Genomic DNA, 14,767 nt, shown 5'->3' with positions numbered 1-14,767 from the left:
AATCTGGACTGAATATCCAGTCCAGAAATCAGCTAGCGTAGATGTTGAGATAGACCAAGTGATGCAAAGCGTAAATCACTGATATTCAGGAAGTGCTTCGCAACTAAAACATTGCCACCAAACAATGGGGCTTGATCGCCTAGTTGACTGTTTTTGATTCTGGTTTTTTTAGTAAACTGGCTGGTCAATTTTTGCTGTAAAGCATGGAGCAAGGCAGGGATTTTGCGATAGACTGAGCTGTTTATAAAGACTTCTTCTGGATCTGAAAAAGTGATGACATTATTCAAGCCAATACTAAGAAACTCAACATTCTGTTGCGCCAATTCAATTGCAGATTTGTCCCCGGCGTGATAGGCTTTTGCGAAGGTATCTGAATTGACGATATCCGTTTCTGTATATTTTCTATAGGTATCAAATAATACCTTGTTCGAGGCATATTGCTCTAGACAGCCCCGGTTTCCACAGGGACATAAGTTGCCGTGGGGAAATAACGTGGAATGACCGACTTCTCCAGCCATACCGTGCGTACCAGTTTGCAACTGGCCGTTGACAATAATCCCGACACCAATACCGCTATGAACGCTAACACTTAGCAAATTTGTTGAATCAGAAGAAAAACAGTACTCTCCTAAAGCAGTCAGATTGGCTTCGTTCTCTATATAGACAGCTGTATTGTATTTCTGGTTTAGCGGTGTGATGAAGTCAAAGTCTTCCAAGTCATAGTAGGGGGTAAAGGCAATTGATTGATTGTGAATGATACCATGGATCGCAAGACAAATCCCCACCAAACCGTGTGTGGTTTTTGGCATTTTCGGCCAAAACTCTTTCATCATTGAATCGATCGTTGCTAATACGTTCTCTTTTGTAATCATCTTATCTGAGTGATTGGCAGAAGCTATCATCTCTCCATTGATGTAGGACAACATTCCGCGAACATAGTTATAGCCGATGTCAAAAGTAACCGCTAGGCTACTGTAGTGGTTGAATTGCAGTTGAATTGGCTTTCTTCCACCAATCGAAGTAGAATCACCAATCCCGACTTCACGTACAAAATCAGTTTCAATCAATTTTTTTGTTATTTGAGAAACAGACGCTTTATTGAGGTTTGTCAAATTTGATACTTCAGCTCTTGAAATATTCTCATTATCAATGATCGTCTTTAATACAGCCGACTCATTTTGTTCGCGTATACCCATTTTATTGATAATCATGTGTTCTCCTCTTCATCACTGTAATTAGTGTTAGTTTACCGTGCAAATTAATAATGTGCAAGCCATCGGACATAGAAAAATAAAGATAGGGAAAATGAAAAAGTTTACTGAAAGCGCTTGACTAAAATGTATAATTCCTATATTATCCAATTAGTTAGTTTTGAAAGCTAATTAACCTATTGCGCGTCAAACATTTAAATGTCGAAGTGAGAAAGGAGAGAATAAATGGCTTATCTTTTAGGGTTGGATCTAGGAACAAGTTCGTTAAAAGGGTTAGTGTTTGATCAATCAGGAGACCTTTGTGGCACAGCAAGTGCAGAATACCCGCTATCATCACCTAAACCAGGTTTCAGTGAACAAGAACCAACACACTGGCAAGAGGCGGCCGATGCAGTGATTCACGACTTGATCAAAAAGCTTCCTCAGTTACAAACTGAATTAATTGGTATTAGTTTCTCTGGACAAATGCATAGTTTGGTTTTATTGGATGAATCAAATCGTGTTATACGGCCAGCAATTTTGTGGAATGATGTTCGCACAACCAAACAATGTCAACGGATAATGGCATCTTTTGGTGAGGAAGTAAAGGCAATGACTAAGAATATTGCACTTGAAGGGTTTACTTTACCCAAAATTTTGTGGGTACAAGAGCATGAACCTGAAAAGTGGCAACGGGTCCGTCATATCATGCTGCCAAAAGATTATTTGGCTTTTTGGCTAACAGGCAATTATTCGATGGACTTTTCAGATGCAGCAGGAACTTTAATGTTGGATATTGCGAATAAATGTTGGTCTGAAGCCATCATCGAAAAATTTTCAATTTCTCCAGATTTGTTACCACCGCTGTTTGAGTCTGCTGCGCCTGTCGGTAAGATGCGCAGTGAATTGAAAGAAGCTTTCGGATTTGAGCAAGAGATCACAATTTATGCAGGTGGAGCAGACAACGCTTGTGCCGCGTTAGGTTCAGGCATCATTTCGGAAGGAATTGGCATGGTATCGATTGGTACAAGTGGTGTTTTCCTTTCTTTTGAGGAAGCGCAAGAAGTTGATTATCAAGGCAATCTGCATCTTTTCCGCCATGTAGTCAAAGACAAAATGTATTCGATGGGTGTTACCTTAGCAGCGGGGAATTCTTTGAGTTGGTATCGAGAAACATTTGCACCTGACCGAAGCTTCTTGGAATTATTGACTGAGATTGGGGAGGTAGAACCTGGATCAGAAGGCTTATTGTTTACACCATATATTGTGGGGGAACGTACGCCCTATATCGACAGCAAAATTAGAGGTAGTTTTATAGGAATTGATACAAGGCATCGCGCGAAGCACTTTAGCCGTTCAGTTTTAGAAGGCATTACCTTTTCGTTGAAAGATTCGCAAATGATAATGGAAGAACAAGCCCAACGTAAGTTCACCCAAATAATTTCAGTAGGGGGTGGTGCACAGAATTCGGATTGGTTACAAATGCAAGCGGATATTTTCAATGCAGAAATACTCACGTTATCGACAGAGCAAGGACCGGGGATCGGAGCTGCGATGTTAGCAGCTATTGGTAGCGGTTTGTATCCAGATGCAGCAACTTGTGTTGACTCGTTTGTAAAGTATGGGGAAACCATTCACCCAATTCCTGAGAATGTCCTGAAATATCAACAAATTTATTCAGTCTATCGCACTATTTATGCGCAAACTGCACCCATCTGTCATACGCTTATGCAGATTGAAAGATAGTTCAGATCGTTGCGTAGATTTAGCTAAATGATGGAATAGAATAATACGAGCGTGTAAGTTAGTTTGCTATACTAAAAAACAAAATGGAGGCAATAGTATGACTTATTTCCCAGAAATCGAAAAAATCCAGTATGAAGGTCCAACAACAGACAATATGTTTGCATTTCGCCACTACGATGCCGATGAAGTCGTTCTAGGCAAAAAAATGAAAGATCATCTTCGCTTCGCTATCGCTTATTGGCATACGATGACCCAAGATGGGTCAGATCCCTTTGGCGCGCCAGTCAACAAGCGCACTTGGTTTGGCGAAACGGAAATGGAGACAGCCAAGAATCGTGTAGAAGCATTCTTCGAAATTTGTGAAAAATTAGGGGCAGAATTCTTCTGTTTCCATGATATCGATGTGGCACCAGCTGGTGAAACATTGGAAGAGTTTTTCCAAAATCTTGATGAAATCACCGATTTGATCAAAGAAAAAATGGATCAAACCGGAATCAAATTGCTTTGGAATACTGCAAATATGTTCTCCCACCCACGCTTCAACAATGGTGCTGCTTCAACTAACAACGCCGAGGTGTATGCATACGCAGCCGCACAAGTCAAAAAAGGTCTAGATATCTCGAAAAAATTAGGCGGAGAAAACTATGTTTTCTGGGGTGGTCGTGAAGGCTATGAAACTTTATTGAATACGGATATGAAATTTGAACAAGACAATATTGCGCGCTTGTTTAAAATGGCGATTGCGTATGGTGAAAAAATTGGTCATAAACCACAGTTTCTATTGGAACCAAAACCAAAAGAACCATCAAAACACCAATATGATTTTGATGCAGCCACAACAATGGCCTTTATCCAGCATTATGGTTTAGAAGGCGATTTTAAGTTGAATTTAGAAGCCAACCATGCGACATTGGCTGGACATACTTTCGAACATGAAATTGCGGTTGCCCGCAGTTATGATGCGCTAGGATCGTTAGATGCGAACCAAGGGGATATGTTATTAGGTTGGGACACGGATGAGTTTCCAACAAATGTATTTGATTCGACACTTGCTTTATACGAAGTGCTGGAAAATGGAGGTATCGCACCTGGTGGTATCAACTTTGATTCCAAAGTTCGTCGCTCATCGTTTGAAATGGAAGATTTGCTATTGGCGCATATTGCCGGTATGGATACCTATGCAAGAGCATTAAAGGCAGCGGCAAAATTAAAAGAAGACCGCTTCTTAGATGCGTTGAAAGAAAAACGATATGCTTCTTTCCACGAGGGCATCGGTTCAGCAATCTTGGCAGATAAAGAAGATTTGGAATCACTTACAGCATATGCGTTGGATCATGATCAAATCGAATTAGAATCTAGCCACATCGAATATGTGAAATCGCGTTTGAATGATTATTTGTTTTAATGTTTGACTGTCGTTCTTTGGAGCGACAGTTTTTTCAGTGACATATGCATTTGAGAAGAGTCTTAAAAAAAAACAAATAATATGGTACGATAAAATGTAACCGGTTTATTTGGGGCTGAAAATGAAGGGGGAAACTTAATGTTTCACACGCAATTAGATCCTTTTCCACAAAATTTTTTATGGGGTGCAGCTTCAGCTGCCTATCAAATCGAAGGGGCATGGGCGACAGAAGGCAAAGGGCCTTCAATTTGGGATACCTATGCACAGGTCCCTGGAAATACCTTTGAAGAAACGAATGGTAAAGTGGCGATTGACCATTATCATCATTACAAAGAAGATATCGCCCTAATGAAAGAAATGGGGCTGGGTGCCTATCGCTTTAGTGTGGCTTGGTCACGGATTTTGCCAGATGGTGAAGGAGAAGTCAATGAAGCTGGATTGGCATTCTATGAAAATCTAGTGGATGAATTAGTAAAACAAGGCATTGTCCCCATTTTGACGTTGTACCATTGGGATTTGCCCCAAGCTTTACAAGATAAGTATCAAGGATGGGAAGGTCGAGAAACAGCAGTGGCTTTCGAGAAGTATTGCCGCATTCTTTTTGAACGGCTAGGGACAAAAGTGACCTATTGGGTAACGATGAACGAGCAAAATGTGTTTACTTCATTAGGTTACCGTTGGGCAGCGCATCCACCTGGTGTAAAGGATTTGAAACGGATGTATGCAGCCAATCATATCATCAACATAGCCAATGCAAAGGCAATCAACTTATTTCATGAGATGGTCCCATTAGGGAAAATCGGTCCAAGTTTTGGTTATGGCCCAATGTATCCATTCAGCTGTGATCCTGAAGATGTTTTGGCTGCTGAAAATGGTGAAGCATTCAATAATGCTTGGTTTTTAGACGTCTATTGCAAAGGAGAGTACCCAAAATTTGTATACAAGCAATTAGCCAAAGCAGGACTGGCACCCGTTGTGACTGAAGAAGATCAAGCCATTTTAAAAAAAGCAAAACCTGATTTCCTGGGCATCAACTATTATCATGGCGGTACGGCGCAGCAGAATAATTACCAAAAACAAATTGCTGAAAAGAGAGCGTTCTCGAAAGTGGATCCCTACTTGATGCAAGCCGAAGATGGTACATTCTCACCAGAAGAAACGATGTTTGCGACTGCTGAAAATCCCAATTTAAAGAAAACCGATTGGGGGTGGGAAATCGATCCGGTAGGCTTCCGAGTGGCATTGAGACGAATCCAAGCCAACTATGACTTGCCTATTTTTATTACAGAAAATGGATTAGGGGCGATCGATCAGCTGACAGAAGATAAAAAAATCCATGATCCATATAGGATCACCTATCTGCAAGAACATTTGCTTGAATTACAAAAAGCGCTGACAGACGGGGTGGAGATCATCGGTTATTGTGCATGGTCATTTACGGATTTATTGAGCTGGTTGAATGGTTATCAAAAGCGATACGGGTTTGTGTATGTTGATCGAGATAATCAAAGCGCACGTCAGTTGGAACGCATCCCGAAAGATAGTTTTTATTGGTATCAAGAATTGATACGAACAAATGGTGCTAGTTTGATCAGTCATACGTAAAGTATTTAGGGGGAATGGAGGTGGAAAGATGCGGAAAGTGTTGATTGTTGATGATGAAATGTCGATTCGAAACGGATTGCCTTTGATCATTGATTGGGAGAGCTTAGGCTATCAGATTATTGGTTTTGCTGAAAATGGGCAGATTGGGTTGGAAAAAATTCGAACACTCAAACCGGATGTCGTGATTGCGGATATCCAAATGCCTGGCAAAAATGGCCTAGAAATGGTTCAAGAGGCAGTTGAGGAAGGGCTTTTGTTCTATGCGATTATACTGTCAGGGTATTCAGATTTTGAGTATGCAAAACAAGCGCTACAACTTGGGGCAGTCACCTATTTATTGAAGCCAATCGATGAAGAAGAACTAATCGATATTCTAACCAAAATCGATCAAAAGGCCAAAACAGATCAACAGAAGAATCAAAAGAGTCAATTAATCGATAAACTTTTTGGTGGTGATCCAACTGGTATCAAACAAGCACAATTTGCCAAACTGCTGCGGGTATCGGAAGAAGCCAATAGTCAAAAATTGACGGAAAAATTATCTGATCATGTTTCTCAAGTCATCCAATTGATCCATCGACATCACCAATATCTTGTTTTGCTGAATGATGAGCGATTTCCTGATGAAGAGATCGACCAATGGTGTCGTAAATGGTTGAAATCAGAAGAAATATTGATTTCTCGATGGGTTGCTGCGCAAGACAATTTGAAACCTTTGATGGTTGATATTCAAGCATTAAGCAAATTAATTTTTTTATTTCCGAATCAAGTGATTTCTCATCATGTTCTTGATATGGATCAACAACGTGAGGAACGTGAAGTTATCAAAGAACAACTCGTTATGTCCCTGCTATCGAATCAATCTTTACAAGAATACATCACAAGCTATTATCAATCCTTTTATGGATCTTTGACTTTGGAAGAAGAAATCAAGTGGCAAATCAATGGGGATATTGAAGGGATCCATCATCAAATTCAAGAAAAATTAGCATTGGACATCGACTGGTCGATGGATGCGTTGCATCAGGAGATTTTTCTGGCACAAACATTTCCAATGTTGCAATCAGTGGTTTCTGATAAGTTAAGCCAACTGCAAGAGACGATTGCCAGCAGTTTGAACCAAGTTGATATTATCGAAGCATTGATCCAATATACGAAAAAACACTATAAAGAAGATTTGACGCTAAAAAAAATTGGGGCTCATTTTAATTACAATAGTGCATACTTAGGCAAAAAGTTTCATAGAGATACTGGGCTGAATTATCTCGCTTTTTTGGACAAAGTCCGTATGGATAAAGCAGTAGAAATGTTGAGACATTCCAATTTAATGGTCTATGAGGTAGCTGAGTTGGTTGGGTATAGCAATGTGGATTATTTCTACAAAAAGTTCAAACAGTATCATCATGTGTCGCCAAATGAATTTCGAAAAAATGAATAGCCTATCAGATGTCCGAATGTGTTTTCGGACATCTATTTTTTAGGGTAAGGATGACTAAATTACTTGGTAGGCGTCTATTCTATTCTTTTATATAATTTAATTGAACGTGTAAGCGCTTTTCGATCGAAGGGAGGAGAATAGATGAGACAAGTCCGCTTGTGCTTTGATGTTGGCGGTACGTATATTAAATTTGGGGTGTTTGCACAAGACAATACTTGGCTTTCTCAAGGGAAGATAGCGACACCCCATGAAAGCAAGGAAGTCTTTTTTGATGCGTTATTAGCCAAAATCGTTGAAATTGAGCAAACAGCAATAATTGAAGGGATTGGCTTAAGCTTTCCCGGTTTTATCGATCCTGAACAAGGAGTAGCCATCATGGCAGGGGCGCTTGCCCCTATACATGGGTGCAACATAATAAAAGAGTTGCAGGGACGATTGATAGGTAATTATCCTATTTGGATCGAAAATGATGCGAGATGTGCAGCCTTAGCAGAACTTTCTTCTGGACATGCCACAGATGTGCAAGACTTTGTACTGATCACATTAGGAACTGGTGTGGGTGGTGCACTGGTCCACCAGCGTAAGCTGATTCGAGGCTTAGGCTTTCGTGCAGGAGAATTTGGGATGATGGTGACAGATTTTCAAGCTTCTTCTTTTGCGACATTGCATGATTTAGCATCAACTAGAGGGTTGATTGATGCTTTTCGGCAGACAAAATCGATCCCGATAACCAAAGAAATACTTGGAGAAACGATCATGGAACAGTGGGACAAAGACCCTGAGACGCAACAAATCGTGCGACAGTGGGCTAGGTATGTTGCGATTGCCATCTATAATTTAGCAGTGACGATGAATCCGGAAAAGATATTGATTGGTGGAGGGATTAGTCAAAACCCTGTTCTCCTACCTATAGTGAGACAAGCACTCAAAGACAATCCTCACTGGCTAGATTTTCAAGTCCCCCTAGAAACGTGTCGTTACTATAATGATGCTGGTTTGTTGGGGGCACTATCATTGATTGAACAAGGAGGAAAAAATGAAATTTTCTGATGGCGGTTGGTTATTCCGTGAAGGATTTGATGTGAAATTTGCGGTGCATGTGTACGATGCCCGTAAAACGCAAGACAAGCTAGTTTTGTACTTGCCTTATAGTTATGTTGGGCACAAAGGAGCAACCTTGGATGGTGGACTTTTAACGATGGAAGTCACTACGCCAAGGCGCAATATTATCGGAATCACACTGTTCAATTACAAAGGGGTTCAAGCCAAATTACCTGGATTTGACTTGATCACTGAAGAAATCACACCAGAGATCTCAGAAGATGAGGGAACCTATGTCTTTCGATCGGGAGACTTACAGGTGATGATAACCAAAGGTGAACATGTGACAGCTGATTTTTACTACAAAGACACGCTGATTACACAAAGTAAGCCACGCAGTAAAGCGGTGGTCATTGATCCTAATGAGAAGACATATATCAGTGAGCAGTTGACATTGGATGTTGGCGAAACGATCTATGGATTGGGAGAACGGTTTACAAATTTTGTTAAAAATGGCCAAAGTGTGGATATTTGGAATGCGGATGGTGGAACAGGGACGGAACAAGCCTATAAAAACATTCCATTTTATCTAAGCAATAAAGGATATGGTATTTTTGTCAATTCGCCAGATCGGGTTCAATTCGAAGTTGGCAGTGAGAAAGTCTCCCGTGTGCAATTCAGTAATCCGGGTCAATCGTTGCAATACTATGTCATCGCAGGGGATGATTTAAAACAAGTGATTCAGCGTTATACGGATTTGACAGGAAAACCAGCGTTACCGCCGGCGTGGTCCTTTGGCTTGTGGTTAAGTACCTCTTTCTTAACTGATTACGATGAGCAAACAGTTACTTCTTTTGTAGACGGTATGGCAGAACGTGAGATTCCACTAGAAGTCTTCCACTTTGACTGCCTCTGGATGAAAGAGTATGAATGGTGCAACTTTACTTGGGACGAGCGCACTTTCCCGGAACCTGAGAAGATGCTTCAGCGATTGAAAGCCAAAGGTTTGAAAATTTGTGTCTGGATCAACCCTTATATTGGTCAAAAATCACCGCTCTTTGACGAAGGGATGGCCAATGGCTATTTCTTGAAACGTGAAAATGGTGATGTATGGCAGTGGGATAAATGGCAAGCGGGATTAGCTATAGTGGACTTTACAAACCCTGCAGCAGTTACTTGGTACAACAGCAAATTACGGGCGTTGCTAGATATGGGGGTTGATTGCTTTAAAACTGATTTTGGAGAGAGAATTCCTACAGATGCAGTTTATTTTGATGGTTCTGATCCTGAAAAAATGCACAACTACTATGCGTTTTTATACAATAAAGTTGTGTTTGATCTATTAAAGGAAGTCAAAGGAGAATCTGAAGCGATTGTGTTTGCGCGGGCAGCTTCTGTGGGCTCTCAACGCTTGCCTGTCCATTGGGGCGGTGATAGTACTTCTGATTATCCATCGATGGCTGAATCTTTGCGCGCTGGATTATCCTTTGGTATGGGGGGATTTGGTTATTGGAGTCATGATATTTCTGGCTTTGAAGCAGGGGCAACACCAGATTTGTATAAACGTTGGACCCAATTTGGTTTGTTATCCTCTCATAGTCGATATCACGGCAGTTGGGAATACAAAGTGCCTTGGGTGTATGACGAAGAAGCAGTGGCTGTATCGAAGGCCTTTACCAATCTGAAACTATCTTTGATGCCCTATCTGCAAGCACAGTCTGTGTTAACAGCCAAGACGGGGCTGCCGATGATGCGCGCGATGGTCTTAGAATTTCCAGAAGACCAAATGACGCACTATTTGGACCGTCAGTACATGTTAGGCGAACATCTTTTGGTGGCACCAATTTTTAATGCACAAGGGACAGTTTCCTTTTATGTACCAGATACCAAAGGCGTTTGGATCGATTATTTGTCTGGTAAGGCCTATACAGGTGGTCGCTGGTATCAAGAAACCTATGATTATTTTCATTTGCCATTGCTGGTTCGGCCTAATCAAATGATCATTGAAGGTTCTGAGCAGACGAAGGCAGTTTATGACTATGTCCAAAAACCGTTGATCCATCTTTTTGATCCGCAAGAGGCGGCAAGTGCAGAAATCTATGATCACCGAGGCCAATTGGTCGGTGGTGTACATGTGACGAAAGCAGACGGCCAGCTAATTATTGAACTAGAGGGGATCAAAGAAGCGACGTTGTGCATCCATACGGCTGCTGGCGCAACAACGCATCAATTGACGGCTGCAAAAACGACCATCAAGGAGGACTAAGTGGATGTTGACGATGACTAACCCGATTTTACCGGGGTTCCATCCTGATCCGAGTATTTGTCGAGTAGGCCAAGATTACTATCTAGTAACGAGTACGTTTGAATACTTTCCGGGTTTACCGATTTATCATAGTCAGAATTTAGCAGATTGGCGATTGATTGGACATGGAATTTCACGTCCGGAGCAGCTTACGTTATCTACGAAGCAGCCGAATGCCTTTGGATTATATGCACCTACGCTGCGCTATATCAACGATCGATTTTATCTTGTATGTACCAATGTTGGGGGAAACCAAGGAACGGAAGGCAACTTTTTGATATGGACAGACAATATTTACGGTGAGTGGTCTGAACCGATTTGGTTGGATACGCCAGGAATTGATCCGACGCTTTTTGTTGATGATGATGGACAAACTTATTATTTGGGTACACACAAAGATATCTATGTGCGAACAATTGACCTAGAGACTGGCATTCTAGGGAAACGGCATTCTATCTGGACTGGCAGCGGTGCGGCAGATCCCGAGGGACCGCATTTATATAAAAAGGATGATTTTTACTATTTACTGATTTCGGAAGGAGGCACTTCGTATGGTCATATGTTGACAATGGCACGCAGTCCTTCATTGATTGGACTGTACGAAGCATGTCCCAATAATCCAGTGATGACCAACCGAAGTACCAATCTGCCTTTGCAAGCCGCTGGGCATGCGGATTTGGTTCAAGATCCAATGGGAGAATGGTGGGCTGTCTGTCTGGCTGTTCGTCCAATCAGCTACCCACTGCGGCATCTTTTGGGACGAGAGACATGCTTGCTGTCTGTTGAGTGGTCGGATGATTGGCCTATATTTGGCGAAGAAGGACATCTACCGCTTACCGTCACATTGCCTACAACCGCGACGTTGGCTGTATCCAGAAAGCCCGATTACCTCACGTTATTCGAGTGGGACACAGATTTGATCCAACAGACGGCTCAAAACTTCACACTGTATCCCATTGAAACTGGCTTGTCAGATCAAGCCAAACTAGCTGCTGTTTTTCAAAGGCAGACAACTTTTGATCAGCAATTTCAAGTCACATTCGATTGTACCTCTTTGGTTGAGGGAACCGTGGGAATGACAATGTTCTTGAATGCATCACATCACTATGATTTATTTATTGAAAGAAAGCAGCACAGACAACAATTGGTGTTTCGTAGACAGATTGGTTCTTTATGGAAAGTTGAAAAAGAGCTGTCTTATGCGAAAGCAATCGTCACGTTAGGCATTGAAGCTGACAAAGAAAGCTATCGATTCTATTTCTTAGATGAACAGTTGCAGAAGCAGTTTATCGGCAGTGGAGAGACCCGTTATTTGACGACTGAAGTTGGCGGCGTATTTACTGGCATCATGGCTGGTTGTTTTGCAAGTACACAGCGAACCAATCAACAGGTTGTTGTCACGGGATTTTAATAAGAGAAAAAGAAAGACCACCAATTTGCTCACGTGGATAAGCAAATTGGTGGTCTTTCTAGGTTAATCAGAGACTGCTTTATCAATGGTTAAATCATGGATTCTTAGGATAACTTGGGTTCCACTGCCAAAGATGCTTTCAATCGTCAATCCATAGTCCGGTCCATAAAACATTTTGACCCGGTGGTTGACATTTGCTAAGCCAATATTTTTTTTTGCATGGGTCGAGGGTATTGCAATTTTTCGCTGCAGCAGTTCTAACTTCTCAGGGGTGATTCCAGTACCGTTATCCTGAACGACAATTAGCACGTCATGATTTTCTTTGGTGATTGTCAGACGGACGAATCCGGGATAAGTAAGTCCTTCTAGGCCATGAGAGATGGCATTTTCTACGAGGGGTTGGACCAAAAGAGGCAAGATCTGCATGTCCTTTTGATTGATTTCGTTTGAAACAGAATAGGAGAAGTTCACACGGTTGCCAAAACGCATACGTTGGATCTTTACATAGACATGTACTGCATCTAGGGATTCTTCTAGACTTGTCAATTGCGTACCGTGGGCTTCCAATGTGTAGCGCATGGATTTTGCCAATAATTTGATTGCATAGACCACATCTGAATTGCCAGAAGTTAGTGCCATCATTCGGATCGTTTCAAGCGTATTGAACAAAAAATGTGGATTGATTTGTCCGGCAAGTATATTAAATTCCATTTGTTGTTGTTGATTCAATAATTCTTGCTGAGTCAAGCGAGAACGATAGATTTCTTCTTCATTGGTTTTGATTCGCTGGATAATCTTATGAAAGTCGAGGGAAATCTGTGAAATCTCATCCTCACCACTGATATTTTGAAAGAAATCATAGTCTTCGATTGCCGCAAAGTAGACAGCTTGCTGCAACTGAGAAATCCGCTTGGTAAAAAAACGAGCAAAGAGATAGACAATCATAAACGTGGCAATCAAAATTACCAAAACGATCGTACTCCAGCGAATAAGATTGGCTTGAAGATTTGAATATGCTTTTGTATCGGCAGCATAGATGGTAATGACATCTTCTTTATTATTCATCATCAAAGTGCTTTTAGTGAGCAAAATTTTATTCTGATTACTGTTTAAAAAAAAGGTAGTAGGCTGTGTATTGGCTAAATTTGTGAGTTGACCAATTTCTCCGACTTGACTGATTTTGTCACTATAAAAAATGGGGTCATCATTCAGTTGTAATTCTAGCTCATAAGAAGAATTACGCAATCGATTACTAAGGTAATTATAGTCAATTTGGATGTCTAAGACAGCTGTTTCTGTTGATAAAGGTAAAGGCAACGATTTATACAAATGCAAGCGATTAGCATTGCTTTCTTCTGGTAAGGTCATTAGAAATGCATCTGGCTGTACGAGGGCTTTTTGATACCAAATAGTCTCTCGGGTTGCGTCATCAACTTGTTGAAAATATGTATAATTGGGGATGGATCGATTTGTCGTATAAATGGTTATATTTGCAATGGATGTTTGCATTTTTTTGATTTCATCTAGTTGATCGTAGTTAGCTATATCTGCGATCGCGCTGATATCTGTCTCATAATTTGTAGTCAAAAACTGACGCAAATGTGTATCGTTGGAAAGAGAACTTGCGGTATTGTTTAAGGTATTTGTTGTATCAAAAAGGACTGATTTGACGCGTTGCGCATTTAATTCCGCAAGATGTTGATAATTCGCAGTCAATTGTCTGGTTGAATCAAAAACAAGGAATAAACCAATAGCAACAGTTGATAAGAATATAACAGGTAGATACACGATGAACAATTGCCGGCGAATGGAAAACTGACTCAAGCGACGGAAAATGGATAAATATCTGATATTTTTCATGCGTGTTGTTTACGAAAAACGGACAACAAGAGAAATGAGCTGCAGTAGATCACAAATGAAAAGCCAAAAATCAACAAAAGCATTTTAACAACAGGGAATAAGATAACCATACAAAAGGCTGTAACAGGTATCAGTGCAAGCCCTAACGACCGAACGGGTGCTGATAAAGGTAATAGAAATGCATTTTTAAGTGTATGCTTAAAGCTGTTCTCGTAGCGGCCTATCAGTGCCAAACAATAAACGAGAACAATAAACAAGTAAAGTGCTGCGACAGTTAAAAGAAGTGCAAACACACTGGCAAGAATTGTTTCTGCTGAAAACCAAAACAAGCTGCTATAGATCAATGCAACAATCGGAAACAAAAGCAACAAAAAACTGGCGGTTGCCTGCATAAAATTTGTACGTAGTGCTTGTAGATAGCCGATGATCAGTTCTCCTCGTTCATCATCCGCAAAGCGAATCGTGACTTCAAAGAGAGCCGAAGTAGCTGCCCCTATCGTAAAGAGTGGGAGACAGGAGAGCAGATAAAGTATGTTCAAAAAGGTAAATTGGAAAATAGTCGTAGTCACTTTATAAAACTGGCCATCTGGATTGTATTTCATGATGATTCCCCCAATGAATTAATATATCCATATAATACGTGTAAAAAGAGAATTTTGAAAGCCTTATCAAAAATCACAGATGAATAAGAACGCTGCGAAATCAGTCTTTTTGTTCAATAAGGGAAAAATAATGTCTAAAATTGACGGATTGACCTCTATTTTTA

10 protein-coding genes are annotated in these 14,767 nt (G+C 40.8%); 7 read left to right on the top strand and 3 right to left on the bottom strand.

What is annotated here, in order from left to right; translation table 11 throughout:
• Positions 1 to 32 precede the first annotated feature (32 nt).
• On the bottom strand, positions 33 to 1,211 hold the full coding sequence (locus tag ACYVRS_RS01530; protein ID WP_461198077.1) for an ROK family protein: 1,179 nt from the start codon (positions 1,209 to 1,211) through the stop codon (positions 33 to 35).
• Between the two features lie 225 nt (positions 1,212 to 1,436).
• On the opposite strand from ACYVRS_RS01530, the gene xylB reads away from it, so the two are divergent.
• The 7 genes from xylB to ACYVRS_RS01495 all read left to right on the top strand — a co-directional run bounded on the left by xylB (position 1,437) and on the right by ACYVRS_RS01495 (position 12,141).
• Positions 1,437 to 2,936, top strand: coding sequence for a xylulokinase (gene xylB, locus ACYVRS_RS01525; protein WP_461202275.1), 1,500 nt, complete (start codon positions 1,437 to 1,439; stop codon positions 2,934 to 2,936).
• A gap of 97 nt (positions 2,937 to 3,033) precedes the next feature.
• On the top strand, positions 3,034 to 4,341 hold the full coding sequence (gene xylA, locus ACYVRS_RS01520; RefSeq protein ID WP_461202273.1) for a xylose isomerase: 1,308 nt from the start codon (positions 3,034 to 3,036) through the stop codon (positions 4,339 to 4,341).
• 138 nt (positions 4,342 to 4,479) lie between these two features.
• Entirely contained in the window at positions 4,480 to 5,946 is a 1,467-nt protein-coding gene (locus ACYVRS_RS01515; protein ID WP_461202271.1) for a glycoside hydrolase family 1 protein, read from the top strand.
• A gap of 28 nt (positions 5,947 to 5,974) precedes the next feature.
• Positions 5,975 to 7,384 (top strand): response regulator, encoded by a 1,410-nt coding sequence (locus tag ACYVRS_RS01510; RefSeq protein ID WP_461202269.1) that lies wholly within the window; start codon positions 5,975 to 5,977, stop codon positions 7,382 to 7,384.
• A 141-nt stretch (positions 7,385 to 7,525) separates the two neighbouring features.
• Entirely contained in the window at positions 7,526 to 8,434 is a 909-nt protein-coding gene (locus ACYVRS_RS01505; RefSeq protein WP_461202267.1) for an ROK family protein, read from the top strand.
• Positions 8,421 to 10,691, top strand: coding sequence for an alpha-xylosidase (gene yicI, locus ACYVRS_RS01500; protein WP_461198082.1), 2,271 nt, complete (start codon positions 8,421 to 8,423; stop codon positions 10,689 to 10,691). Before ACYVRS_RS01505 ends, yicI begins: the two co-directional genes overlap by 14 nt.
• A 4-nt stretch (positions 10,692 to 10,695) precedes the next feature.
• The gene (locus ACYVRS_RS01495) at positions 10,696 to 12,141 is read left to right on the top strand and encodes a glycoside hydrolase family 43 protein (RefSeq protein WP_461198083.1); all 1,446 of its coding nucleotides are present in this window, start codon (positions 10,696 to 10,698) and stop codon (positions 12,139 to 12,141) included.
• 63 nt (positions 12,142 to 12,204) lie between these two features.
• Here the strand turns inward: ACYVRS_RS01495 and ACYVRS_RS01490 are convergent, their stop codons facing one another.
• Together ACYVRS_RS01490 and ACYVRS_RS01485 are read right to left on the bottom strand one after the other, a co-directional pair.
• Positions 12,205 to 14,001: a sensor histidine kinase gene (locus tag ACYVRS_RS01490; protein ID WP_461198084.1), complete on the bottom strand. Its 1,797-nt coding sequence runs from the start codon at positions 13,999 to 14,001 to the stop codon at positions 12,205 to 12,207.
• Entirely contained in the window at positions 13,998 to 14,603 is a 606-nt protein-coding gene (locus ACYVRS_RS01485; RefSeq protein WP_313539622.1) for a YesL family protein, read from the bottom strand. Before ACYVRS_RS01485 ends, ACYVRS_RS01490 begins: the two co-directional genes overlap by 4 nt.
• Positions 14,604 to 14,767: the final 164 nt, after the last annotated feature.

The sequence above is a fragment of the Enterococcus salsurae genome, from assembly GCF_054784955.1.
This window is presented reverse-complemented; position numbering and strand designations above follow the sequence as displayed.

What these genes read in the sequence shown, in the direction of transcription:
- ACYVRS_RS01485 (WP_313539622.1), bottom strand. Translation starts at nt 14,603, where the DNA reads ATGAAATACAATCCAGATGGCCAGTTTTATAAAGTGACTACGACTATT.
- yicI (WP_461198082.1), top strand. Translation starts at nt 8,421, where the DNA reads ATGAAATTTTCTGATGGCGGTTGGTTATTCCGTGAAGGATTTGATGTG.
- ACYVRS_RS01515 (WP_461202271.1), top strand. Translation starts at nt 4,480, where the DNA reads ATGTTTCACACGCAATTAGATCCTTTTCCACAAAATTTTTTATGGGGT.
- ACYVRS_RS01530 (WP_461198077.1), bottom strand. Translation starts at nt 1,211, where the DNA reads ATGATTATCAATAAAATGGGTATACGCGAACAAAATGAGTCGGCTGTA.
- ACYVRS_RS01505 (WP_461202267.1), top strand. Translation starts at nt 7,526, where the DNA reads ATGAGACAAGTCCGCTTGTGCTTTGATGTTGGCGGTACGTATATTAAA.
- xylA (WP_461202273.1), top strand. Translation starts at nt 3,034, where the DNA reads ATGACTTATTTCCCAGAAATCGAAAAAATCCAGTATGAAGGTCCAACA.
- ACYVRS_RS01490 (WP_461198084.1), bottom strand. Translation starts at nt 14,001, where the DNA reads ATGAAAAATATCAGATATTTATCCATTTTCCGTCGCTTGAGTCAGTTT.
- xylB (WP_461202275.1), top strand. Translation starts at nt 1,437, where the DNA reads ATGGCTTATCTTTTAGGGTTGGATCTAGGAACAAGTTCGTTAAAAGGG.
- ACYVRS_RS01495 (WP_461198083.1), top strand. Translation starts at nt 10,696, where the DNA reads ATGTTGACGATGACTAACCCGATTTTACCGGGGTTCCATCCTGATCCG.
- ACYVRS_RS01510 (WP_461202269.1), top strand. Translation starts at nt 5,975, where the DNA reads ATGCGGAAAGTGTTGATTGTTGATGATGAAATGTCGATTCGAAACGGA.